22 protein-coding genes are annotated in these 24,297 nt (G+C 61.5%); 5 read left to right on the top strand and 17 right to left on the bottom strand.

What is annotated here, in order from left to right:
- Positions 1–19 precede the first annotated feature (19 nt).
- The 3 genes from nagZ (at position 20) to C8K61_RS17160 (ending at position 5,545) form a co-directional block, all read left to right on the top strand.
- On the top strand, positions 20–1,015 hold the full coding sequence (gene nagZ, locus C8K61_RS17150; protein ID WP_178086471.1) for a beta-N-acetylhexosaminidase: 996 nt from the start codon (positions 20–22) through the stop codon (positions 1,013–1,015).
- Between the two features lie 11 nt (positions 1,016–1,026).
- The gene (locus C8K61_RS17155; RefSeq protein ID WP_108097347.1) at positions 1,027–1,764 is read left to right on the top strand and encodes an S-methyl-5'-thioinosine phosphorylase; all 738 of its coding nucleotides are present in this window, start codon (positions 1,027–1,029) and stop codon (positions 1,762–1,764) included.
- A 274-nt stretch (positions 1,765–2,038) separates the two neighbouring features.
- Positions 2,039–5,545 (top strand): response regulator, encoded by a 3,507-nt coding sequence (locus C8K61_RS17160; RefSeq protein WP_108097346.1) that lies wholly within the window; start codon positions 2,039–2,041, stop codon positions 5,543–5,545.
- Between the two features lie 127 nt (positions 5,546–5,672).
- Here the strand turns inward: C8K61_RS17160 and C8K61_RS17165 are convergent, their stop codons facing one another.
- The gene (locus C8K61_RS17165; protein WP_108097345.1) at positions 5,673–6,560 is read right to left on the bottom strand and encodes an SDR family oxidoreductase; all 888 of its coding nucleotides are present in this window, start codon (positions 6,558–6,560) and stop codon (positions 5,673–5,675) included.
- On the bottom strand, positions 6,557–8,146 hold the full coding sequence (locus C8K61_RS17170) for an NAD(P)/FAD-dependent oxidoreductase (RefSeq protein ID WP_108097344.1): 1,590 nt from the start codon (positions 8,144–8,146) through the stop codon (positions 6,557–6,559). The genes C8K61_RS17165 and C8K61_RS17170 overlap by 4 nt, the downstream gene beginning before the upstream one ends.
- Before the next feature lie 140 nt (positions 8,147–8,286).
- Between C8K61_RS17170 and C8K61_RS17175 the strand changes: the two genes are divergently transcribed.
- Positions 8,287–8,988 (top strand): TetR family transcriptional regulator, encoded by a 702-nt coding sequence (locus C8K61_RS17175; protein WP_108097343.1) that lies wholly within the window; start codon positions 8,287–8,289, stop codon positions 8,986–8,988.
- A gap of 68 nt (positions 8,989–9,056) precedes the next feature.
- On the opposite strand, the gene C8K61_RS17180 is transcribed toward C8K61_RS17175, so the two are convergent.
- From C8K61_RS17180 to fnr, 3 genes are all read right to left on the bottom strand, one after another.
- Positions 9,057–9,902 carry a metal-dependent hydrolase gene (locus tag C8K61_RS17180; RefSeq protein WP_108097342.1) on the bottom strand — a complete coding sequence of 282 codons (846 nt, stop codon included), beginning with the start codon at positions 9,900–9,902 and terminating at the stop codon, positions 9,057–9,059.
- Positions 9,903–10,090: 188 nt separating this feature from the next.
- A complete protein-coding gene (locus C8K61_RS17185; protein ID WP_108097341.1) occupies positions 10,091–10,639 on the bottom strand; it encodes an adenine phosphoribosyltransferase in 549 nt (182 codons plus the stop codon).
- Between the two features lie 66 nt (positions 10,640–10,705).
- Complete coding sequence (fnr, locus tag C8K61_RS17190; protein WP_108097340.1) at positions 10,706–11,440, bottom strand: fumarate/nitrate reduction transcriptional regulator Fnr; 735 nt, start codon at positions 11,438–11,440, stop codon at positions 10,706–10,708.
- Between the two features lie 130 nt (positions 11,441–11,570).
- On the opposite strand from fnr, the gene C8K61_RS17195 reads away from it, so the two are divergent.
- Complete coding sequence (locus tag C8K61_RS17195) at positions 11,571–12,026, top strand: hypothetical protein (protein ID WP_108097339.1); 456 nt, start codon at positions 11,571–11,573, stop codon at positions 12,024–12,026.
- Between the two features lie 8 nt (positions 12,027–12,034).
- Here C8K61_RS17195 and C8K61_RS17200 read toward each other — a convergent pair whose 3' ends face one another.
- The 12 genes from C8K61_RS17200 to ccoN (C8K61_RS17255) all read right to left on the bottom strand — a co-directional run bounded on the left by C8K61_RS17200 (position 12,035) and on the right by ccoN (C8K61_RS17255) (position 24,270).
- Complete coding sequence (locus C8K61_RS17200) at positions 12,035–12,730, bottom strand: sulfite exporter TauE/SafE family protein (RefSeq protein ID WP_108097338.1); 696 nt, start codon at positions 12,728–12,730, stop codon at positions 12,035–12,037.
- On the bottom strand, positions 12,723–12,938 hold the full coding sequence (gene ccoS, locus C8K61_RS17205) for a cbb3-type cytochrome oxidase assembly protein CcoS (RefSeq protein ID WP_108097337.1): 216 nt from the start codon (positions 12,936–12,938) through the stop codon (positions 12,723–12,725). The genes C8K61_RS17200 and ccoS overlap by 8 nt, the downstream gene beginning before the upstream one ends.
- Positions 12,939–12,953: 15 nt before the next feature.
- Complete coding sequence (locus tag C8K61_RS17210; RefSeq protein ID WP_108097336.1) at positions 12,954–15,383, bottom strand: heavy metal translocating P-type ATPase; 2,430 nt, start codon at positions 15,381–15,383, stop codon at positions 12,954–12,956.
- Between the two features lie 4 nt (positions 15,384–15,387).
- A complete protein-coding gene (locus tag C8K61_RS17215) occupies positions 15,388–15,921 on the bottom strand; it encodes a FixH family protein (RefSeq protein ID WP_108097335.1) in 534 nt (177 codons plus the stop codon).
- A 62-nt stretch (positions 15,922–15,983) separates the two neighbouring features.
- Complete coding sequence (ccoG, locus tag C8K61_RS17220) at positions 15,984–17,399, bottom strand: cytochrome c oxidase accessory protein CcoG (protein WP_108097334.1); 1,416 nt, start codon at positions 17,397–17,399, stop codon at positions 15,984–15,986.
- Positions 17,400–17,625: 226 nt separating this feature from the next.
- The gene (gene ccoP / locus C8K61_RS17225) at positions 17,626–18,615 is read right to left on the bottom strand and encodes a cytochrome-c oxidase, cbb3-type subunit III (protein ID WP_108097333.1); all 990 of its coding nucleotides are present in this window, start codon (positions 18,613–18,615) and stop codon (positions 17,626–17,628) included.
- The gene (locus C8K61_RS17230; RefSeq protein ID WP_108097332.1) at positions 18,612–18,803 is read right to left on the bottom strand and encodes a cbb3-type cytochrome c oxidase subunit 3; all 192 of its coding nucleotides are present in this window, start codon (positions 18,801–18,803) and stop codon (positions 18,612–18,614) included. The genes ccoP (C8K61_RS17225) and C8K61_RS17230 overlap by 4 nt, the downstream gene beginning before the upstream one ends.
- 6 nt (positions 18,804–18,809) lie before the next feature.
- Positions 18,810–19,421, bottom strand: coding sequence for a cytochrome-c oxidase, cbb3-type subunit II (gene ccoO / locus C8K61_RS17235; protein ID WP_108097331.1), 612 nt, complete (start codon positions 19,419–19,421; stop codon positions 18,810–18,812).
- Entirely contained in the window at positions 19,421–20,863 is a 1,443-nt protein-coding gene (ccoN, locus tag C8K61_RS17240) for a cytochrome-c oxidase, cbb3-type subunit I (RefSeq protein WP_108097330.1), read from the bottom strand. The genes ccoO (C8K61_RS17235) and ccoN (C8K61_RS17240) overlap by 1 nt, the downstream gene beginning before the upstream one ends.
- 423 nt (positions 20,864–21,286) lie before the next feature.
- On the bottom strand, positions 21,287–22,207 hold the full coding sequence (gene ccoP, locus C8K61_RS17245) for a cytochrome-c oxidase, cbb3-type subunit III (RefSeq protein WP_108097329.1): 921 nt from the start codon (positions 22,205–22,207) through the stop codon (positions 21,287–21,289).
- A gap of 15 nt (positions 22,208–22,222) precedes the next feature.
- Complete coding sequence (ccoO, locus tag C8K61_RS17250; RefSeq protein WP_108097328.1) at positions 22,223–22,834, bottom strand: cytochrome-c oxidase, cbb3-type subunit II; 612 nt, start codon at positions 22,832–22,834, stop codon at positions 22,223–22,225.
- 11 nt (positions 22,835–22,845) lie between these two features.
- Positions 22,846–24,270 (bottom strand): cytochrome-c oxidase, cbb3-type subunit I, encoded by a 1,425-nt coding sequence (ccoN, locus tag C8K61_RS17255; protein WP_108097327.1) that lies wholly within the window; start codon positions 24,268–24,270, stop codon positions 22,846–22,848.
- Positions 24,271–24,297: the final 27 nt, after the last annotated feature.

Genomic DNA, 24,297 nt, shown 5'->3' on the forward strand with positions numbered 1-24,297 from the left:
ATTTGTTATGACTGTTGGCCTGCAAGGCTCATTGATGCTGGATATCGGCGGCACCTGGCTGACCGCCGAAGACCGTCAGATTCTCCGCCAGCCCGAGGTGGGCGGCCTGATTCTGTTTGCGCGCAATATTGAAGACCCGCGCCAGGTGCGCGAGCTGTCGCAAGCCATCCGCGCCGTACGCCCGGATCTGCTTCTGGCGGTGGACCAGGAGGGTGGTCGCGTGCAGCGCCTGCGTCAGGGCTTCGTGCGCCTGCCGGCGATGCGTGCAGTGGCCGATAACGCCAATGCCGAATGGCTGGCCGAGCAGTGCGGTTGGCTGATGGCCACCGAAGTGCTGGCCGTCGGGTTGGACCTGAGTTTCGCGCCCGTGCTGGATCTGGATTACCAACGCAGCGCTGTGGTCGGCAGCCGTTCTTTCGATGGCGATCCGGCGCGCGCCGCGTTGCTCGCCGGCGCTTTTATCCGCGGCATGAACGCGGCTGGTATGGCTGCCACCGGTAAACACTTCCCCGGCCATGGCTGGGCTGAAGCAGATTCCCACGTCGCCATTCCAGTGGATGAGCGCAGCCTCGACGAGATCCGCGCCAACGACCTGCAACCCTTCGCCCGCCTGAGTAAGCAACTGGCGGCGGTGATGCCGGCCCATGTGATCTACCCGCAAGTGGACGACCAACCCGCTGGCTTCTCGCGTCGCTGGCTGCAGGAAATCCTGCGCGGCGAGTTGCAGTTCGACGGGGTGATTTTCAGCGATGACCTGTCGATGGCCGGTGCCCACGTGGTCGGTGATGCCGCCAATCGCATTGAAGCGGCGCTGAACGCGGGCTGCGACATGGGCCTGGTTTGCAACGACCGCGCCGCCGCCGAACTGGCCCTGAGCGCCTTGCAGCGCTTGCAAGTGGCCCCGCCGCAAGGCCTGGCGCGCATGCGTGGCCAAGGCTTTGCCAGTACCGATTACAAGCAGAGCCCGCGTTGGCTGCAAGCCGTGGGCGATCTGCAAGCCGCACAACTGATCTAAGGACGTCCTTGATGACTGTTTACGCAATTATTGGTGGTACCGGGCTCACCAAGCTGGAAGGCCTGACCATCAGCGCCGTGCTCAATATCGAAACGCCGTATGGCGCACCGTCGGCGCCGATCCTGCGGGGTAACTATGCCGACCGTGAAGTGCTGTTTCTCGCCCGTCACGGCCACCCACACCGTATTCCGCCGCACCAGGTGAACTACCGCGCGAACATCTGGGCGCTCAAGCATGCCGGCGCCGAGGTGATCGTGGCCGTCAACGCCGTAGGCGGCATCCACGCCGCCATGGGCACCGGGCACTTCTGCGTGCCGCACCAGATCATCGATTACACCCACGGCCGCGAGCACACCTTCTTCGCGGGTGAGCTGGAGCACGTGACCCACATCGATTTCAGCTACCCCTACAACGACATTCTGCGCGACGAACTGATCGACGCCCTGGCCGCTGAAGGCGTGGCCTACAGCAGTCACGGCGTGTATGCCTGCACCCAGGGGCCGCGTCTGGAAACCGTGGCCGAAGTGGCCCGCCTTGAGCGCGACGGTTGCGACATCATTGGCATGACCGGCATGCCCGAAGCCGCTCTGGCCCGTGAGTTGGAAATGCCTTACGCCTGTCTCGCTCTGGTGGTGAACCCGGCGGCGGGCAAGACCCATGCGGTGATCACCATGGCCGAGATCGAGCGTGCCTTGGATGACGGTATGGATAAAGTACGCGCCACCCTGGCGCGGGTGCTCGCTGGCTAAGCCCCTATCACCGTCGTCCCAGCGAAGGCTGGGATCCAGAGTGGTGCAGGAAAAGGTGCTCGGCTAAATATTCTGGGTCCCAGCCTGCGCTGGGACGATGGGTGTTTTTGTTGGGTTGGTCGTTATACCCGCGTAGGACGAATACAACGCAAGACCCCTCCGTTAGAGCTACATTTCAACCAACCTCAGGTTTTGCCGCAGGTTGTTTGAACGGATGTCAGGGAACCGGCATCCATGTCCTAGCTTCAAGACTTGTTCTATCGGAGGACTCGAGATGAACAGTGCTGCCACTGTCGATGAGCACGCCTTTCGCCGTATGTTGACCCGCAACCTGGCGTTGCCAATAGGTTCGGGGGTGGTCGGAACGGGCCTGTTTATCGCCCTGATCGCTTATCTGCTGTATGTGCTCAGTTGGGTGGAACACACGGACCAGGTGATCGCTCAGGCCAACGAAGGCTATCGCCTGACCATCGACCAGCAGGCCGGCCTGCGCGGTTATCTGATTGCCGGCGAAACCGAGGTGCTGGCTCCCTATGAAGAGTCGCGCATCCGAATCGGCAGCCAGATGCAGGGCTTGCGCGAGCTGGTGAAGGACAACCCCACCCAACTCGAGCGCCTGCGCGATATCGAAGACTTGCAGAAGCGCTGGGCCATCGCTGCGACCAAATTGATCGCGCAACGCCAAGCCACCAATGCGCCGCCGGTCACGGTGAAGGTCGCTGGTGGCTCGGTGATGGACAGCATCCGCAAGCACTTCAACGACTTCATCGCTGCCGAGCAGCAACTGCGCCACGACCGCAACGAGCGGGCCAGTTTTACCGCCATTGTCACCATCAGCCTGTACGCGATTTTCAACCTGTCGTTCAGCGGCATCCTGGCGTTTTTTGGCCGGCGTGAGCTGATGGGTTTGTCGACGTTCTACGCCAGCCTGCTCAAGCAGCAGGAAAAAGTGAACGAGCAACTGCAGCAACAGGCCTGGCAGCGCGAGGGCCAATCGCAGTTGGCCGAACGCATTATTGGCCAGCCCAACACCGCCTCCATCGGCATGACTGCCCTGAGCTTTCTGGGCCATTACCTGGACATGGTGGTGGGCGCCTTTTATGTACGCCAGGACCATGGCCAGCTGGAGCGCGTGGCCGACTATGGTTTCGCTGCCGAGGAGCAAGCCAAGCCGCAGTCGTTCAACGACGGTACCGGCCTGGTCGGCCAGGTGGCGGTGGACCGCCAAGCGCGGGTCGTGGGCGGCCTTACCGGCAGCTACCTGACGGTCAATTCCGGGTTGGGTAGCGACGCCCCGGCGTCGGTGATGTTGGCGCCGATCCAGAACAATGGCGACGTCAATGGCGTGCTCGAACTGGGCTTTATGCGTGAGCTGACCGAGCGCGAGCAGACCTTTGTGCGCTCCATCACCGACGGCCTTGGCACCTCCATCGAGGTCGCGCGCTATCGCCAGCGCCTGCACGAGTCGTTGCACGAAACCCAGCAGCTCAACGAAGAGCTGCAGGTGCAGCAGGAGGAACTGCGCAGCGCCAACGAGGAACTGGAAGACCAGTCGCGGTTGATTCAGGAGTCCCAAGTCAATCTGGAGCAACAGCAGGCGGAGCTGGAGCAGACCAACGATCAGCTCAACGAACAGACCCAATTTCTTACCCGCCAGCGCGACGAGCTGGATGAGCGCAACCACTCCCTTGCCCAAGCCCGTGGCGAGCTGGAGCACCGTGCCAACGAGCTGCAGAAGGCGAGTACCTATAAGTCGGAATTCCTCGCCAATATGTCCCACGAGTTGCGCACGCCGCTGAACAGTTCGCTGATTCTGTCGCGGCTGTTGGCAGACAACGGCAAAGGCAATCTGGACGAGCAGCAGATCAAACACGCCGAGCTGATCTACTCGTCCGGCAAAGACCTGCTGGCGCTGATCAACGACATTCTCGACCTGTCCAAGGTCGAGGCCGGGCGCCTGGAAATTCGCCCCGAAGAAACCTCGCTGAAGCGCCTGGCGCATGGCCTGGAAACCCTGTTCCAGCCGCAGGCCGTGGAGAAAAAACTGGCCTTCGAGGTGCGGGTGGCCAGTGATGCGCCAGTGCATTTTGTCAGCGATGCGCAGCGGGTCGAGCAGGTGCTGAAAAACCTGTTGTCCAACGCTTTCAAGTTCACCCGCGTCGGCACCATCAGCTTGAGCATCGAGCCGGCGGATGGCGGTGTGGCGTTTGTGGTCACTGACAGCGGCATCGGTATCAGCCCCGAGCAGCAAGAGGTGATTTTCGAGGCGTTCCGCCAGGCCGATGGCAGCATCAACCGGCACTTTGGTGGTACTGGTCTGGGCTTGTCGATTTCACGCAATCTGGCCGAGGTGCTCGGTGGCCATATTCAGGTGCAGAGCGAGGCGAGCCAAGGCAGCCGGTTCACCCTGTGGTTGCCGCTCAACTACGCCGATCCGCTGCCGCCGCCAGCGCTCAATCCCGAGCGCCTGTTCATGGCCAGCGAGCCGAGCCACCGCGTGGCCGCCAATGACGGCAAAGCCGAGGCGCCGCGCAACGAAGCCCTGGCGCGCGTGCAGCCGAGCTTTCCCGACGACCGTGATCGCCACGACATACCTGGCCGCTGCGTGCTGGTAATCGAGGACGAGGTGAAGTTCGCGCAGATTCTGTTTGACCTCGCCCATGAGTTGAAATATCGCTGCCTGGTGGCTCATAGCTCCACCGAGGCCAATCAATTGCTGGAGGCCAACCAGCCGGACGCGATCCTGCTGGATATGCGCCTGCCTGATGAGCCGGGGCTGTCGATCTTGCAGGGCCTCAAGGAAAACCCGCGCACGCGGCATATCCCGGTGCATGTGATTTCCACCGACGACCGCACCGAGCTGGCCCTGCACCTGGGTGCCATCGGTTATGCGCAGAAGCCGACCACCCGTGAATCGCTGGTGGAGGTGTTCTCTCGCCTGGAAGCGCGGTTGACGCAGAAGGTCCAACGCCTGCTGATTGTCGAGGGCGATGCCCGTCAGCGCGACAGCATCGCGCAGTTGGTCGACGATCTGGAGATCGAAGTCACCGCGGTTTCCCATGGCGAGCAGGCGTTGCAACTGCTGCGGCAGATGCCTTTCGATTGCATGGTCATCGACCTGGAGTTGCCGGATATGCACGGCAATGAGCTGCTGACGCGCATGGCCAGCGAGCATATCGACGCCTACCCGCCGGTGATCGTCTACGTCTCGCGGCCGCTCACTCGCGGCGAGGAAGAGAGCCTGCGCAAGCATTCACGCTCAATCATCATCAAGGGCGCGCGCTCGCCGGAGCGCTTGCTGGATGAGGTCACGCTTTTCCTGCACAAGGTCGAAACCCCGGCCGGCAGCCTGCGCAAGGCACCCACCAAGGCGGCGCGCAATCGTGACGAGGTGTTCGCCAATCGCCAGGTGCTGGTGGTGGATGACGACATGCGTAACGTCTATGCGCTGATCAGTGCGCTGGACGAGAAGGGCGTGCAGGTGATCAGCGCCGGCAATGGCCAGGAGGCTTTGGATAAGCTGGAGGAGTACCCGGATATTGATCTGGTGCTGATGGACGTGATGATGCCGGTGATGGATGGCTACGAAGCCACGCAGCGGATTCGCCAGGATGCGCGCTTCGCCAAGCTGCCGATTATTGCGGTGACGGCCAAGGCGATGAAAGACGATCAGGAGCAATGCCTGAAGGCTGGGGCCAGCGATTACCTGGCCAAGCCGTTGGATCTGGAACGCTTGTTTTCGTTGATTCGGGTGTGGTTGCCACGGTCGGATATGGCGTGATGGCCAGGCCCTCTCCCCAACCCTCTCCCGCAAGCGGGAGAGGGGGCTTGACCGCGTAAGCCGGGCAATCGGTGAGCAGTTCCCCTCTCCCGTTTACGGGAGAGGGGCTAGGGGAGAGGGTAAGCCTTTACTCGGTCACTTTCCCCTCACCAACCCCACGCTTAGGCTTAGGCGCAAACTTCGCCGCCAGCCGCATCGACCCCACCACCAAACGCTGATACAGCGACGGCAGCAGCCGTTGCATGCCATCCAGCATCCAGGCATCTGCACCAATCAAAATCCGCCGGTTATTGCGCAATACGCCGCGCAGAATTACCTGCGCCGCTTTGTCCGGGGTGGTGCGCAGCAACTGATCATTGAACTGCTGCCGCGCCTGGTCCGCCGCCTGGCCGGTGACCTTGCTCAGGCTGTCGTTCATCCGCGCGGTTTTGGCGATGTTGGTCTTGATCCCGCCTGGGTGCACGCAGCTGGCCGATACCGCGCCGCCGGCCATGTCGAGTTCTTGTCGCAGCGATTCGGTAAAACCGCGCACGGCAAATTTGGTGGCGTTATAAGCGCTCATGCCCGGCTGGGCGAACAGGCCGAACACGCTCGATACGTTGACGATATGACCATCGCCCGAGGCCTTGAGGTGCGGCAGGAACGCTTTGCTGCCGTACACCACGCCCCAGAAGTTGATGTTCATGATCCATTCGTAATCGGCGTAGTCGTTGCCCTCGACGGTGCCGCCCTGGGCGACGCCGGCGTTGTTGAACACCAGGTTGACCCGACCGTGGTCGAGCACCACCTGGTTGGCCCAGGCATGCACGGCTTCGCGCTCGGCAACGTTGACCTGGTTTTCGGTCACGGTGACACCCAGCTTGCGCGCCGTGGCGGCGGTTTCGGCCAGGGCTTCGCTGTTCACATCGGCCAGGGCCAGGTGGCAACCCTGACGGGCCAGGCCATAAGCCAGCGCGCGACCGATACCGGAACCGGCGCCGGTAATCGCGGCGACTTTGTTTTCGAAGGATTTCATGCTGCCACCTCGCTGGCCTGAGCCACGGTAGGTAGATAACCCTGAGCCGGGTGTGCCGGCTGGGTGCGATTGAAATGATAGGCCGCTGGGTCGAAGTTGCGCGTCAGCAGGCGGAAGCGCCAGGTAAAGCCCGGCCACACGGTGCAGTTACGGCCGCTGACCGGGTGCAGGTACCAGCTCATACAGCCCCCCGCGTTCCACACCGTTTTACCCAGTTGGCCCTGGATTTTGGCGTTGAAGCGGTCTTGCACGTCGCGCTTCACTTCCAGGCTTTGCAGGTTGCCTTTTTGCAGCAGGTTCAAGGCGCCCAGCACGTACTGAATCTGCGATTCGATCATGTAGACCATCGAGTTATGGCCCAGGCCGGTGTTCGGGCCCATGAGGAAGAACAGGTTGGGGAAACCGGCGGTCAGGGTGCCTTTGTAGGCTTGCGGGCCTTCCGGCCAGGTGTCGAGCAGGTCGACGCCGTCGCGGCCGAAGATCACGCCACGGGGCATGGGGTCGCTCGGGGTGAAGCCGGTGCCGAAGATGATCGCGTCGATAGGGCGCTCTTTGCCGTCCGCGGTGACGATGCTGTTAGCGCGGATCTCCTGGATGCCGTCGGTAATCACATCGACGTTGGGCTGGGTCAGGGCCGGAAAGTAGTCGTTGGAGATCAGCACACGTTTACAGCCCATGGTGTAGTTGGGCGTGACCTTGGCGCGCAGCACCGGGTCCTTGATCTGCTTGTTGATAAAGGCTTTGCCGACCCATTGGGCCAGTTTCATGATCCGCGGCAGCAAGGCAAAACCGATCACCCGGCTTTCCAGCACGCCATAGATCAGGCCGCGCCAGACTTTCTGCGCCAGCGGGAAGCGCTTGAAGCGCGCGCGTTCTTTGTCGCTGATGGCGCGATCGGGCTTGGGCATGATCCACGGGGCGGTGCGCTGATACAGATCGAGTTGACCGACCAGCTTCTGAATCCGTGGTACGAACTGGATGGCCGAGGCACCGGTACCGACCACGGCGATGCGTTTGCCAGTGAGGTCGTAATCGTGGTCCCACTGCTGGGAGTGGAAGACCTTGCCGGTGAAGTTCTCCAGGCCATTGAGGTGCGGAATCGACGGGGTGGAGAGGGCGCCCATGCCGGACACCACGAACTGCGCGGTGTAGTGATTGCCGGCGCGGTCATGGATGCGCCACAGCTCGGCCTGATCGTCCCAGCGCATGCCGGCCACTTCGGTGTGCAGCAGAGTGTTGTGTGCCAGGCGGTACTTTTCCCAGCAGCCTTCCAGGTAACTCTTGATCTCCGGCTGGCGGGCGAACATGCGCGTCCACTCCGGGTTCGGCTCGAAGGAGAAGGAGTACAGGTGCGATTGCACGTCGCAGCCACAACCAGGGTAGTTGTTGACGCGCCAAGTGCCGCCAACGCCGGCTTCCTTTTCGAACAGGAGAAAATCGTTATCGCCTTGCTGCTTCAGGCGAATGGCCATGCCTAGGCCGGAAAAGCCGCTGCCGATGATGGCGATCTTGGTGTGCCGCACGGCGCCTGGGGTGGCGTCGGTAGGGGTGGCATCTGCAGGTGAAACGGCAGGTTGTGCGCCCATGAACAAGCTCCTGTTGTGATTGTTTTCGCTGTCTACAGTGTGTGTCTTGCTAACCGTGTATACAGTCGTATACCTTGGCTCCATGTATACACCCGTATACCGGAAACTCAACCCAATCTTCCGTAGGGCGACCACCTGCCATGACCACCACGGCCGAGCCATCTGCTACCAAAACCGTTACCGCCCAGGGCAAACGTTTGTTGCTGGATGCCGCGCTGCGCCTGGCGGCGGTCAGCCGTAGCCTCAGTGGTCTGGGCCTGCGCGAGCTGGCGCGAGAGGCGGGCTTGAACCCCAACACCTTCTATCGCCACTTCAAAACCGTGGACGATCTGGGCCTGGCGATGATTGCCGAGATGGCCGCACGCATTCGCCAACCGCTGCGCGACCTGCGTTTTGAGGCCGCCGAACGTGCTGGCCAGAACACCGCGAGCAAACTGACCTTCGGCGTTGACCTGGCCCGCGGTCAGCGGGTGTGCAGCGAAACCGTGGAGCTGTTTTTCCACTACGCCGCGCAGAACCCCCAGGCTTTTATCGTTGGCGTGCGTGAGCTGCACGGCAGCTCCAAGGTGCTGCGTGAAGCGCTGGAACAGATGATGGAAGACTTCGCCAACGACATGGCCGAGGACCTCGGCAAGCTGCAGCTGCTACCCAGCCTGGAACCGACAGCGGTGCGCCAGGTGTCCTCGATGATCAGCCGGCAGTTGTTTCAGCAGTCGCTGGAATACATCGAACAGGTCGAGCGCCGCCCGCAGATCTGCGCACAGGCGCAGCAGCAGATTCTGATGATGTTTGCCGGGGCCACGGTGTTGCAGGCGGTGGGGGAGTTGAGGTTGGGGGCGTAACGCCATTCAGTCCCCTCTGCCCGCGTAGCGGGAGAGGGGGCCGATAGGCGATTGGTGGGGGAGGTGTATTAACCGCTAAACCCGAGGCGGTCCTTCCAGCGCTGTTCCAGCACTTTGGTGTCGTGGTCGAACGGGTGGAAGCCTGGACGGTAGTAGTCCAGATACGGCAGCACCAGTTTGGTGAGGAAGCCGTCACGCAGGCTGAACAGGGTGCGCAGGCCGCGGCCCCAGCTGCGCAGGTTGAACAGTTGGCGGTCTTTGCGCAGCAGGTGCACCTGGAACCAGCCGATCACGCCGAAGAAGATCACGGTGGAGATCGCCATCATCGCCACGCGGGTGAAGTAACCACCGCCCACCGCCTGGTAAGCGTCGTAGCACACGGCTTTGTGCTCGTTCTCTTCGATCGCGTGCCACATCCACAGTTGGTACATCTTCGGGTCGTCGATCTGGGTGGTCAGGTCTTCGCGTTGCAGCAGTTGCTGGGCCATGGTCGCGGTGAAGTGTTCAAGGGCGCAGGTGGCGGCCAGGCGTTGTTTCTTGGTGGTGATCTTGGTTACCCACTCCAGCAATACCTTGATGCGCAGCTCGAGCTTTTCCAAGTCGATGTTGTGCTGGGCGGCGTACTCGTTGTAGGTCGCGTGCTCCTTGGAGTGCATGGCTTCCTGGCCGATGAAGGCGCTGATGTCTTTCTTCAGCTGCGGCTCGGTGATGGTGTCACGCACGGCGCGCACGCTATCGACGAAGAACATTTCGCCATAGGGGAACAGCGACGACAGGTTGTTCATGAAGTGGGTCATGAACGGGTCGTTGCTCCACCAGTATTTTTCCGTTTCGGCAAAGGTGAAGTCCATGCGCCGCACCGGAAAGCTGGCGTTGGGCTTGGTCAGTTTGGAGGGCGTTGGGATGGCGGTCATAGGAGGCTCCTGACGGTCGCCACAGGGCGACCTTTCTTGTTGTACGGCTCAGGGTTGATCACTGATTGGTTTCAATGATTGGCCCAAGCTGGCAACAGGAACACCCAACCTAAGTGCAGCGCCCCGACCAACAAGGTTGGCCGGGGCGCGCGGGGGTAACAGCTGGTGCTTGGCTAAAACCGCAGGTTTCAGCGATCAGAGAGCGCGAAACTGGTCAGGCAGAAGGTTGGAATGCCGGCGTCCTGCAGCTTTTGCGAGCCGCCCAGTTCCGGCAGGTCGATGATCGCCGCCGCTTCGAACACCGTGGCGCGCATCCGGCGCACCAGGGCCGAGGCCGCCAGCAGGGTGCCGCCCGTGGCGATCAGGTCATCGAAAATCAGCACCGAGTCGCCTTCACACAGGCTGTCGGCGTGCACTTCCAGAAACGCTTCGCCGTATTCGGTCTGGTAGCCCTCGGCCAACACATCGGCTGGCAATTTGCCTTGCTTACGGAATAGCACCAGTGGCTTGTTCAGGGCATAGGCAATGATCGAGCCGATGAGAAAACCACGGGCATCCATGGCGCCGATGTGGGTGAACTCGGCCTCAACGTAACGCTGCACGAAGCTGTCGGCGACCATGCGCAAAGCGCGTGGCGATTGGAAAAGAGGGGTGATATCGCGAAAGATCACGCCAGGCTTGGGGAAATCTGGCACGGGGCGAATCAGGGATTTGATGCTGAAGTCGTCGAAGATCATCGCGAGGTCCTACTGGCTGTTCGGGCAAAGGCGCGATTCTAACAAGTCGCGCCGGCCAGGGCTTGCTTACTGCTCCAGATTGCCGCCAGCCAGGGCGCACAGCTGTGCCGGGTCGAGAATCTGGATTTCCTTGCCGTCGGCGGCGATCAGGTTGCTCTGCTGAAAGCGGGTAAACACGCGGGATACGGTTTCCACCGCGAGGCCCAGGTAGTTGCCGATTTCATTGCGCGACATCGACAGACGGAACTGGTTGGCCGAGAAACCACGGGCACGGAAGCGCGCCGAGAGGTTGATCAGGAACGAGGCGATGCGCTCGTCAGCGGTCTTTTTCGACAGCAACAGCATCATCTGCTGATCGTCGCGAATCTCGCGGCTCATGATGCGCATCAGTTGGCGGCGCAGTTGCGGCAGCTGCAGCGACAGGTCATCGAGCTTTTCGAAGGGAATTTCGCAAACGGTGGTGGTTTCCAGGGCCTGGGCCGAGGTGGGGTAGGACTCCTGGTCCATGCCCGACATGCCCATCAGTTCGCTCGGAAGGTGGAAGCCGGTGATCTGTTCGTCGCCGCCATCGGAGACGCTGAAGCTGCGCAGCGCGCCAGAGCGCACGGCAAACACCGAGGTGAACGGGTCGCCCTGGCGGAACAGGAAATCGCCCTTTTTCAGTGGCCGGCCGCGTTTGACGATGTCGTCCAGTGCGTCCATATCTTCCAGGTCCATCGACAGCGGCAGGCACAGGCCGCTAAGGCTGCAGTCTTTGCAATGCACGGCCGGCAGGCCGCGGGTTTTGATCATTTCATTCATTGCGAGGCATCCTTTGTAGCCAAGCACACACGAAGCGTAAGGGTATCAGCTTAGCTCCCGGCCTGGCCATGGACTTAAGTTCCAGCTCCGACAGCCGACAACCTTGTGTCGCTACGTAGGGAGAAGGGAAATGTTGCCGATCAATACCAGCAACGTCACAGGACATTTGGCTCAACAGGTCGCCATCAAGGCCAACCGCGAGCCGGATGACGCGCCGGTGGACAAGCTCACCGCGCTGCAGGGCATCAAAGTCACCTTGTCGGAGCAGGCGCAGAAAATCAGTGCTGCCTCCAAGAACGATGACATCGATGAGAGCAGCCTGCCGGATAGCATCAAGCAGGCGCTGAAAATGCTCCGTGAACTGAAAGCGCAGTTGGCGGAAAAACAGGCCGAGTTGCAGGCGGTGATGGCCGATCAGAGCCTTTCCGAAGAAGAGCGCATGCAGAAAGCGCAGGGCATCCAAAGCGAAATCGCCACGTTGAATGGCGCTATCGCTACGGTAAACGGCAACTTGATCAAGGCGATCAAGGAAGCGGGTCTGAGCCCTGACCAGCTGACGGAAATGTCCAGTCTGATGATGTCCTGAGCACCGTTTTAATGGTGCATCGCATGCCCCATCAGCCATTGCTGATGGGGGCCCGGCAGCGTCCATAAACCGAACAGAATCACCAGCAAACCGCCAGCCATGCGCACATTGCGTTTGCGCAATACGGCAGTCAGGCGCTCGGCCGCCATGCCGGTGGCCAGCAGCACCGGCCAGGTGCCCAGCCCGAAGGCCAGCATCAGCAAGCCGCTGTCCAGCGCATTTCCCTGACTCGCCGCCCACAGCAAGGTGCTGTAGACCAAACCGCACGGCAACCAGCCCCACAGCGCGCCCAGCAGCAACGCGCGGGGTAGGCTGGAGACCGGCATCAAGCGGCTGGCGAACGGCTGGATATAGCGCCACAGCCCGCGCCCCAACGCTTCAATACGGGTCAGCCCGCTCCACCAGCCGGCCAGGTACAGGCCCATGGCGATCAGCAGCAGCGCCGCGACAACTCTTAGCACCATCACTGCAGGGCTATTGGCCACGGCCCAGCCGGCCATGCCGATCAGCAGGCCGGCACAGGCGTAGCTGAGAATCCGCCCGAGGTTGTACGCCAGCAGCAGGCGAAAGCGGCGGCTGCGCTGTTCCGGCGGAATGGCCAACGTCAGCGCGCCCATCAGACCGCCGCACATGCCCAGGCAATGGCCGCCACCGAGCAGGCCAAGGATCACCGCCGAAACCAGTAGCGGCGCCAATTCAAGCACGGGGCGGCTCCTGTTCGTCATCCGGTTTATGGCCGTCGGCCTGGTCGACGCCGGCCAGGTGATTGGGGTCCTGGTCGTCGAACAGAATGCTGTGGGCGGGACCGTCGAGGTCATCGTACTGACCGCTGTTGACGGCCCAGAAGAAGATAAAGATGCACACCGCAACGATGAGCAGGGCTATCGGAATCAACAGGTATAAGGCGGGCATACAGGCTCCGGGCAGTCAGGCGCTGCCAGCGCTCGCAGGCAGAGCGCGGTGGCGCGTCAGCCGCAAGGCATTGAGTACCACGGTCAGGGAACTGACCGACATGCCGACCGCCGCCCATACCGGAGTGATCCAGCCGAGGGCGGCGAACGGCAGCATCAGGCCATTGTACAGACAGGCCCACAACAGGTTCTCGATGATCACATGACGGGTGCGCCGCGCCAGGCTGAAGGCCTGCACCAGGGCGTCGAGGCGGTTGGACAGCAGCACCGCATCGGCGCTGGTTTTCGCAAGGTCGGTGGCCGAGCCCATGGCCACGCTGATATCCGCCGCGGCCAGGACCGGTACGTCGTTGACCCCGTCGCCGAGCATCAGCACCTTGCGGCCCTGGCTGTGCAGGGTGTGCAGCATCGCCAGCTTGTCGTCGGGGCGCAGGCCGCCGTGGGCTTCGTCGATGCCCAGTTCGGCAGCGACGCTGGTGACCATCGGCGAGGTGTCGCCGGACAGCAGCAAGGTCTTCCAGCCGCGCGCCTTGCACGCTGCCAGCAGGGCGGGGGCATCGCTGCGTAGACGGTCATCGAGAACGAACCAGGCCAGTGGTCCTTGTGTATCACCCAGCAGCAGCCACTGACCGGCTTCGTCCGGCATCGCTGGGGCTGGCGCGCCGCTCAGTTGGGCGACGAATGTCGCCTGGCCGATACGCAGGCGACGCCCGTCAATCACACCTTCGAGCCCCAGCCCCGGCATGCTGCTGACCGATTCGGCTGCTGCGGGGGCCTGGCCAAAGGCGCGGGCAATCGGGTGCTCGGAATGGTTTTCCAGGGCTGCGGCGAGGGCCAGGCAGGCGTCGTCGCTGTCTTTGCCCAGTGGGCGAATGGCACGAAGTGTCAGGCGGCCTTCGGTGAGGGTGCCGGTTTTGTCGAAGATCACCGTGTCGATCTGGTTCAGGCCTTCCAGCACATGGCCGCGAGTGAGCAGCAGGCCAAGCTTGTGCAGGGTGCCGGTGGCGGCAGTGAGGGCGGTCGGTGTGGCCAGCGACAACGCGCACGGGCAGGTGGCGACGAGCATTGCCAGCACTACCCAAAAGGCGCGGCTGGAGTCTAGGTGCCACCAGACGGCGCCAATCACCACCACCAACAGAAGGGTGGCGAGCAGGAACCACTGCGCGGCTTTGTCGGCCAGTTCGGCCAGACGCGGTTTGTCGGCCTGGGCGCGGTCGAGCAGGCGGACGATGGCGGACAGTCGTGTGTCATGCCCCAGGGCGAGCACTTCGACGTGTAGCGGCCCCTCGACGTTGAGGGTACCGGCGGTGACCAGATCGCCGACCGCGCGTGGCAGTGGCAGGTATTCGCCGGTCAGCAGCGACTCGTCGACGCTCGACTGGCCCTGCACGATGCGGCCATCGGCCGGCACCACGGCGCCAGGCTGAATCAGCACCTGCTCACCCAGTTGCAGCTCGCGCAGCAGAATGCGCTCGCTCTGGCCTTCGGCGTCCAGGCGCAGGCACGAGGCGGGCAGCAGATTGACCAGCTGTGCCGTAGCTGCGGCCGTGCGCTGGCGTGCGCGCCGCTCGAGGTAACGGCCAGTGAGCAGGAACAAGGCGAACATACCGACGGCATCGAAATACAACTCACCGACGCCAGTGATGGCGGTCCAGATGCCCGCCACGTAGGCACTGCCGATGGCCAGGGAGACTGAGACATCCATGGTCAGGTGACGGGTGCGCAGGTCGCGCATGGCGCCTTTGAAGAAGGGGGCGCAGCTGTAGAAAACGATAGGCGTGGTCAGGAACATCGCCACCCAGCGCATGATCTGGTGCAGCTCGGGGCTGAGGTCGATGTTGAATTCCGGCCAGGTGGCCATCGTCGCCATCATCGCCTGGAACCACAGCAGTCCGGCGACCCCCAGTTGGCGCAGGGTCAGGCGGTTTTCTGCGGCCAGTTGTTCGGCAGCACGGTCGGCCTGGTAGGGGTGGGCGGCGTAACCGATATGGCGCAGCTCACCGAGCAGCGCGCTCAGCGGCAGTTGGCTATCGGCCCAGCGCACCTGCAAGCGGTGGTTGGACAGGTTGAGGCGCGCCTCGGCCACCGCCGGCAGCTGGCGCAAGCGGTGTTCGATCAGCCAGCCGCAGGCGGCGCAGCTGATGCCTTCGAGCAGCAGGGTGGTTTCGGCGAGGTCGGCGGCATGGTGGACGAAGTCTTTCTGCACGTCGGCGCGGTCGTACAGCTCCAGCTCGTCTTGCAACTGCTGCGGCAGCGCCTGCGGGTTCACCGAGCTTTCGCTGCGGTGGCTGTAATAACTCTCCAGCCCGCCCGCGACAATCGCTTCGGCCACGGCCTGGCAGCCGGGGCAGCAGAACTCGCGGCGCTCGTTCAGCACAGTCGCGCAAAAGCGGCTGCCGGCGGGAACCGGCAAGCCGCAGTGATAGCAGGGCAGGGGCGTGCTCATGGGCTTAACGTTGGGTTTCGGCGCCTGGAATCGGCTCGTCACCCAGTTTCAGCTCGACGCCAGCGCCGACTTTCTCTTCTTCGAAAAGACGCCAGGTTTGCTCGCCTTGCTGACCCAGCAGCTCGACGAAACGACGGCCTTCAACGGCTTCCGACAGCTGGCCGACGTAACGGTCTGGCTCGCTGGTGCTGCGCTTGAGGGTCAGGTGGCGGTCTTTGTCGGCCTGGGTCGGCGAGATCAGGTTCATGTCCAGGGTCTCGGGACGGCTGTCGCCGCTGAGCACCAGGCTGACTTCGCCGGTCACTTCGTCGAGGGTGGCGCGGGCTTCCAGGTGCAGGTCCTTGGCCAGGCGTTCACGGTCCAGGGAGCGGCTGATGCCTTTGCCGGCTTCGTAGTAGTTGTCGGTTACCAGAGTGTCCTGGCCATCGGCAGCGATGAATACCATATGCATGGTCAGGGCTACCGAAGTGGTCAGCATGCCGATGATGATCCAGGGCCAGATGTGTTTGTACCAGGGACTGCTTGCTGTTGCGGGCATTGGTTGTCTCTCTGAATCGGTGACCTGGTTTTTGCAGGGCGCTAGTGTAGGGGGCAATTGGCTCAGCGGATACTCGGGCCAATGAAGCGGCTCTTGGTTTCGACGTGGGTAGCCGGGTCGTCGGCGCTTTCGAGCACGAAGACCACTTCGTTGGTGCTCGAGGGCAGTTTCTCCGGTGACACCGACAGCTCGATTGGTTGGGTGATGATCTCCCCGGCATCGACCTTGAACTCGCGTTTGCCGGCCAGCTGCAGATCATCCAGGCCGTTGGCGGTGAGCACGTAGGTGTGAGCCTGCTGGTCCTTGTTCATGATCTTCAGGTTGTAGACGTTCTCGATCCGCCCTTCGGCGTTTTCGCGGAACAGCACGCGGTCTTTGCTGACGTCGAAACCTACCAGCGGGCGCAGCACGAAGGCGGTGGCCAGGAAGGCCATCATGGCCAGCAGGACCACGGCATAACCGATCAGACGTGGCCGCACCAGGTGGGTCTTCTGCCCGGACAGGTTGTGTTCGGTGGTGTAGCTGATCAGCCCGCGCGGATACTCCATCTTGTCCATGATCGTGTCACAGGCGTCGATGCAGGCGGCGCAGCCGATGCACTCGATCTGCAGGCCGTCGCGGATGTCGATGCCGGTGGGGCAAACCTGAACGCACATGGTGCAGTCGATGCAGTCACCCAGGCCTTCGGCCTTGTAGTCGGCGTTTTTCTTGCGCGGGCCACGGCGTTCGCCGCGGCGTGGGTCGTAGGAGACGATCAGGGTGTCTTTGTCGAACATCACGCTCTGGAAGCGCGCATAGGGACACATGTAGATGCACACCTGCTCGCGCAGCCAGCCAGCGTTGCCGTAGGTGGCGAGGGTGAAAAAACCAACCCAGAAATAGGCCCAGCCATCCGCTTCGCCGGTGAAGAAATCAATGGTCAGGTCGCGGATCGGCGAGAAGTAACCGACGAAGGTCAGACCGGTGACCAGGCCGATCAGCAGCCACAGGCTGTGCTTGCTGAACTTGCGCAATAGCTTGTTGGCGCTCATCGGCGCCTTGTCGAGTTTCATGCGCTGGTTGCGGTCACCCTCTGTGACCTTTTCGCACCACATGAAAATCCACGTCCACACGCTTTGCGGGCAGGTGTAGCCGCACCACACGCGGCCGGCGAATACGGTGATAAAGAACAGGCCGAAGGCACTGACGATCAGGATGCCCGAAAGCAGGATGAAGTCTTGTGGCCAGAAGGTGGCGCCGAAGATGTAGAACTTGCGCTCTGGCAGGTTCCACCACACGGCCTGGTGGCCAGCCCAGTTGAGCCAGACGGTGCCGAAGTAGAGCAAGAACAAACCGGCGCCGCCGAGCATGCGCAGGTTGCGGAAAAAACCGGTGAAGGCGCGGGTGTAGATCTTTTCCCGGGAGGCGTAGAGGTCCACGGACTTATCCGCAGGCTTGGCGGGCGGGGTGATGTCTTGAACAGGGATCTGCTTACTCATCGGGCGTACCACGGCAGTGGAAAAAGCCTCGTCGATGCGTGCCGACGGAGGTCAAAGCGACTAGTGCGCTCTGAATTATACGCGTTGATTGCAGGGTTAATGCTGCGACGTGAAGTCGCGTAAGGCTTGAGCTAGTGCGGGGGAGGGCGGAGCGAGGGGAAAAACGGGGGTTTGCATCAGGAGCCTGCCCGGTGGGCAGGCTCCTAAGCAATTTCTTACGAGGCTATTACTCGGCTTGCTCTTTTGCAGCATCCGAGGTGTTGCCGTGGGACAGGCTGTAGACGTAAGCCGCCAACAGATGAACCTTGTCCTTGCCTTGCAGTTGTTCCTGAGCAGGCATCACGCCCTGACGACCGTAACGGATGGTCTGCTGCAGCTGAGCGAAGCTCGAACCGTAGATGAAAGCCGCTGGGTGGGTCAGGTTCGGCGCGCCCATTGCCGGGGTGCCTTTACCTTCAGGACCATGGCAGGCCACGCAGTTGGCCGCGAAGATTTTCTGGCCGTTGGCAGCATCTGCCTTGGCATCTTCGGGCAGCTTGCGGCCGTCCAGTTGGGTCAGCACGAATGCAGCGACGTCACGTACGCCCTGGTCACCGATGACGGTGCCCCATGCCGGCATCACCGCGTGGCGACCGCCGAGAATGGTGGTTTCGATGGTGGTCGCTTCACCGCCCCAGCGCCAGTCGGCGTCGGTCAGGTTAGGGAAACCATAGTTACCTTTGGCGTCGGAGCCGTGGCAAACCGAGCAGTTGGAAGCGAACAGACGGCCACCCATTTTCAGGGCTTGCGGGTCTTTGGCCACTTCTTCGATCGGCATGGCGGCAAACTTGGCGAAGATCGGACCGAACTTGGCGTCAGCCTTGGCCATGTCCTTTTCCCACTCGTGCACACCGGTCCAGCCTGGCTGACCATTCGAGAATTCCTGCTTGGTCTCGTTGTTCAGGTAGGCGTAGCCCGGCAACACACCTTTCCAGTTGCCCAGGCCCGGGTAGAGCACCAGGTAACCGAGGGCGAAGATGATGGTCAGGACGAACAACATGAACCACCACTTGGGCAGCGGATTGTCGTATTCCTCGATGCCATCGAAGGAGTGGCCGACGGTTTCGTCGGTGGTTTCAGCACGTTGGCCTTTGCGCGTGGACAGGAGAATCCATGTCAGCGTGGCGATGGTGCCCAGGGTAAGTACAGTGACGTACAGACTCCAGAAGAGGGTCATTCTTTGTTACTCCTAGAAGCTTGCTCTTGCTCGACGTGCTTGATGGCTTCGGGATCATCCGCGAACGGCAGCAGGGTGGCTTCGTCGAAGTCTTTCTGCCGGCGGCCACTGAAAACCCAGAGCGCCAGGCCTACGAAAGCGACCATTACGACTACGGTGCCAAGACCGCGAATCATCCCGATATCCATCACATGTCACCGTTTGCTTTTGATGATGGTGCCCAGACCTTGCAGGTAGGCCACCACAGCATCCATTTGAGTTTTGCCTTTGACCGCAGCTTGGGCGCCGGCAATGTCTTCGTCGGTGTAAGGCACGCCCATGGAACGCAGAACTTCCATTTTCTTGGCGGTGTCTTTGCCGTCGAGCTTGTTTTCTACCAGGAACGGGTAAGCCGGCATGATCGACTCAGGTACTACGTTGCGCGGGTTGTACAGGTGCGCACGGTGCCAGTCGTCAGAATAGCGGCCACCAACGCGGGCCAGGTCCGGACCGGTACGCTTGGAACCCCACAGGAACGGGTGGTCCCAAACGCTTTCACCGGCTACCGAGTAGTGGCCATAACGTTCGGTTTCAGCACGGAACGGGCGGATCATCTGCGAGTGGCAGCCGACACAACCGTTGGCGATGTAGATGTCACGACCTTCCAGCTCCAGGGCCGAGCGCGGTTTCATGTTCTCAACCGGCTTGTTGGTAACGTCCTGGAAGAACAATGGAACGATCTGAGTCAGGCCGCCGATGCTTACGGCGATAACCATGAAGAAGGCCAACAGGCCGATATTCTTCTCGACTACGTCATGATTTCTCATCAGTGAGCTCCAACTACAGCGATCTGAGCGGCGGCTTCTGCTTCAGCTGGCTGGGAGGCGCGCACGGTACGGAAGGTGTTGTAGGCCATCAGCAGCATGCCGGAGGCGAAGAACGCACCACCGAGTGCCCGCACGATGTAGCCCGGGTGGCTAGCTTGCAGCGCTTCAACGAAGGAGTAGGTGAGGGTGCCGTCTTCGTTGATGGCACGCCACATCAGGCCCTGGGTAATACCGTTGACCCACATCGAAGCGATGTACAACACGGTACCGATGGTCGCCAGCCAGAAGTGGGCGTTGATCAGGCCAACGCTGTGCATCTGTGGACGGCCCCAGAGTTTCGGGATCATGTGGTACAGGGCGCCGATGGAGATCATCGCTACCCAGCCGAGAGCGCCGGCGTGTACGTGGCCGATGGTCCAGTCGGTGTAGTGCGACAGCGAGTTGACGGTCTTGATGGCCATCATCGGGCCTTCGAAGGTCGACATGCCGTAGAACGCCAGGGAGACCACCAGGAAGCGCAGGATTGGGTCGGTGCGCAGCTTATGCCAGGCGCCCGACAGGGTCATCATGCCGTTGATCATGCCGCCCCAGCTCGGAGCCAGCAGGATGATCGACATGGCCATACCCAGCGATTGAGCCCAGTCCGGCAGAGCGGTGTAGTGCAGGTGGTGCGGACCGGCCCAGATGTACAGGGTGATCAGCGCCCAGAAGTGCACGATGGACAGGCGATAGGAGTAGATCGGACGCTCGGCCTGTTTCGGCACGAAGTAGTACATCATGCCCAGGAAGCCGGTGGTCAGGAAGAAACCCACGGCGTTGTGGCCGTACCACCACTGGATCATCGCGTCGGTCGCGCCGGAATACAGCGAGTACGACTTGAACAGCGAAACCGGCAGGGACATGTGGTTGACGATGTGCAGCATCGCCGTCACCAGAATGAAGGCACCGTAGAACCAGTTGCCGACATAGATGTGCTTGGATTTACGCTTGATGATGGTGCCGAAGAACACGGCGGCGTAGGTCACCCAGACCACGGCCAGCAGAATAGCCAGAGGCCATTCCAGTTCAGCGTATTCCTTCGAGGTGGTGTAGCCCAGCGGCAGGGTGATACCCGCGCCGATGATCACGGCTTGCCAGCCCCAGAAGTGGAAGGCCGCCATGCTGTCTGAGATCAGACGAGTCTGGCAGGTACGTTGAACTACGTAGTACGACGTAGCGAACAGAGCACAGCCACCGAAGGCGAAAATCACCAAGTTGGTATGCAGGGGGCGCAGGCGACCAAAGCTCGTCCATGGCAAACCGAAGTTCAACTCCGGCCATACCAATTGCGAGGCAATGAAGACGCCCATGCCCATGCCAAGGATCCCCCAGACCACCGTCATGATGGCGAACTGGCGGACCACCTTATAGTTATAAGCAGTCGGACTGATTGCTGTGCTCATTCTAAGGTTCCACGGTTTAGGGTGTTTTTTAGGGGTAAAAATCGGCGGCAAGTATGAGGAAACGACGTAGTCATTGCAACGCCACAGGCCGCAGCGATAAGGCTTTCAGACACCTGAAACAAGGTATTTCGGCCTCTAAATGAGGATGGTTCTCAGGTGTCCGCCCTTATCCCTAACCGTCAACGAATGTGTCTTGTGCCTCATAGCAAACACTGACGGCTAATGCGCCAGCTTAGTAGATGAAAACGCACCATGACCGTTACCGGTCGTCAGGGTGCGACACTGGGTCGCATCGCGACCAAAGGTGGGGTTGGCCATTCGGTCAGCTTGCTTGATGGGGCAATCGGCGCGGTTGATCGAGGGGTTAGATGTGTCAGTGGGCATGACCCGCAGTCCGTCGCGCCATGCTCACTGATCACCAAACTATTGCTGCTGGCGCGACAGACTTAATACATAAGCGGCCAGTACATGCACCTTGTCGTTACCCAGGAATTGCTCTTGCGCCGGCATCTGGCCCATACGGCCGTGACGGATTGTTTGTTGCAGTTGGGTCAGGCTGCTGCCGTAGATCCAGCCGGCAGGGTGGGTGAGGTCGGGAGCGCCCATTACCGCTGTGCCGGTGCCTTCCGGTCCGTGGCAGGCCGAGCAGGTTGTGGCATAGGTGGTACCACCTGCATCCAGATCAGCGTCGCTTTCATCTGGCAGCGGCAAGCCCGCCAGCCTGGTGCGCACATAGGCCGCAACGTTTTTCACCCCAGCATCGCCAATGACCGGACCCCAGGCTGGCATGGCCGCCATGCGACCATGGAGGATGCTGGTCTTGATGGTTTCGGCATCACCGCCCCAGCGCCAGTTGGTGTCGGTCAGGTTTGGAAAACCGACGGTGCCTTTTGCGTCAGAGCCGTGACACACCGAGCAGTTGGTGGCAAACAGGCGACCACCAATTTTCAGCGCCTCGGGATCTTTGCTCAGTTCTTCCAGCGGCATGGCGGCCAGGCGGGCGAAGAGCGGGCCGTATTGCGCGTCGGCTTTGTCCACTTCACGTTGCCATTGGTTGACTTGCGTCCAGCCATCGCTGTAGCCCGGCAGAATGCCTTTCCAGTTACCCAGGCCCGGATACAGCAGCAGGTATATAAAGGCAAAGAAAATGGTGCCGACGAATAGCAGGAACCACCAGCGCGGTAGGGGGTTGTCGTATTCCTCGATGCCATCGAAGGCATGGCCCATGGTTTTGTCGCCGCCGTTGGGGGTTTCACCGCTGCGGGTGGAAAACACCAGCCAGAGCAACGCAAACAGGCTGCCCAAGGTCAGGAAGCAGACGTACCAACTCCAGAAAACAGTCATTTTAGATTCCCCTGCTCAGCGCTTGTTCTTGATGGCGGTGCCGAGCACCTGGAGGTACGCAACCACCGCGTCCATCTCGGTCTTGCCCTGGACGGCAGCGCTGGCGCCTTCGATATCGGCATCGGTGTACGGCACGCCCATCAGGCGCATCACTTCGAGCTTTTTCGCGGTGTCCTTGCCATCGAGCTGGTGCTGAACCAACCAGGGATAGCCCGGCATCTTCGACTCAGGCACGACGTTGCGCGGGTTGTACAAGTGCGCGCGGTGCCAGTCATCCGAGTAACGCGCGCCAACGCGGGCGAGGTCCGGGCCGGTGCGTTTGGAGCCCCACAGGAACGGGTGGTCCCAGACACTTTCACCGGCCACCGAGTAGTGGCCGTAGCGTTCGGTTTCTGCGCGGAACGGGCGGATCATCTGCGAATGGCAGCCCACGCAACCTTCGCGGATATAAATGTCGCGGCCTTCCAGTTGCAGCGCGGTGTAGGGCTTCATGCCGTCCACCGGCTTGTTGGTTACGTCCTGGAAGAACAACGGCACGATTTGCGTCAGGCCGCCGATGCTGACCGCCAGCACCATGCACAGCACCAACAGGAAAACGTTCTTTTCGAGTACTTCATGTTTGCTCATGGCCGCTCTCCTCAAGACATCTGCGCGGCGCTGGCCATTTCGGCCGGCTGTGCGCTGCGCACGGTGCGCCAGGTGTTGTAGGCCATCAGCAGCATGCCGGCGAAGAAGATCGCACCGCCGACCATGCGCACGATGAACCCGGGGTGACTGGCCTCCAGTGCCTCCACGAACGAGTAGGTGAGGGTGCCGTCACTATTGATCGCGCGCCACATCAGGCCCTGGGTGATGCCGCTAACCCACATCGAGGCGATGTACAGAACGGTGCCGATGGTGGCCAACCAGAAGTGCGCATTGACCAGGCCCATGCTGTACATCTGCGGGCGGCCCCAGAGTTTCGGCACCATGTGGTACAGCGCGCCGAAGCTGATCATCGCCACCCAGCCGAGGGCGCCAGCGTGCACGTGGCCGATGGTCCAGTCGGTGTAGTGGGAGAGGGCGTTGACGGTCTTGATCGCCATCATCGGACCTTCAAAGGTCGACATGCCGTAGAACGCCAGAGAGACCACGAGGAAGCGCAGAATCGGGTCGTCGCGCAACTTATGCCAGGCGCCAGAGAGGGTCATCATGCCGTTGATCATGCCGCCCCAGCTCGGTGCCAGCAGGACCAGCGACATCACCATGCCCAGCGATTGCGCCCAGTCCGGCAGCGCGGTGTAGTGCAGGTGGTGCGGACCGGCCCAGATGTACAGGGTGATCAGCGCCCAGAAGTGCACGATCGACAGGCGATACGAATACACCGGGCGGTTGGCCTGCTTGGGTACGAAGTAATACATCATCCCGAGAAAGCCTGCGGTGAGGAAAAAGCCCACGGCGTTGTGCCCGTACCACCACTGGATCATGGCGTCAGTCGCGCCGGAATACAGGGAGTAGGACTTGGTCAGGCTGACCGGCACTTCCAGGTTGTTGACGATGTGCAAAACCGCCACGGTGAGAATAAACGCGCCGTAGAACCAGTTGCCGACATAGATGTGCTTGGTCTTGCGCTTGAGCAGGGTGCCGAAGAACACCACCGCATAACCGACCCACACGGCGGTGATGAGCAGGTCGATGGGCCACTCCAGTTCCGCGTATTCTTTCGAGCTGGTGTAACCCAGTGGCAAGCTGACCGCGGCCAGCACGATCACCAGTTGCCAGCCCCAGAAGGTGGCGGCAGCCAGACGCGGCGCGAACAGCGCGGTCTGACAGGTGCGTTGCACGGTGTAGTAAGAGGTGGCGAACAACGCGCAGCCGCCGAAGGCGAAGATCACGGCGTTGGTATGGAGCGGACGCAAGCGCCCGAAGCTGGTCCAGGGCAGGTCGAAGTTCAGTTGTGGCCAGACCAGTTGGGAGGCGATGAATACCCCCAAGCCCATTCCGACGATGCCCCATACCACCGTCATAATGGCGAACTGGCGAACCACCTTATAGTCGTAGGCAGTCGTGGTTGTTGTGCTCATGTCAGGCCCATCCGCAGATTTCTCTAG

Source organism: Pseudomonas sp. GV071, assembly GCF_003050835.1.
In the GTDB taxonomy this organism is placed as follows: Bacteria; Pseudomonadota; Gammaproteobacteria; order Pseudomonadales; family Pseudomonadaceae; genus Aquipseudomonas.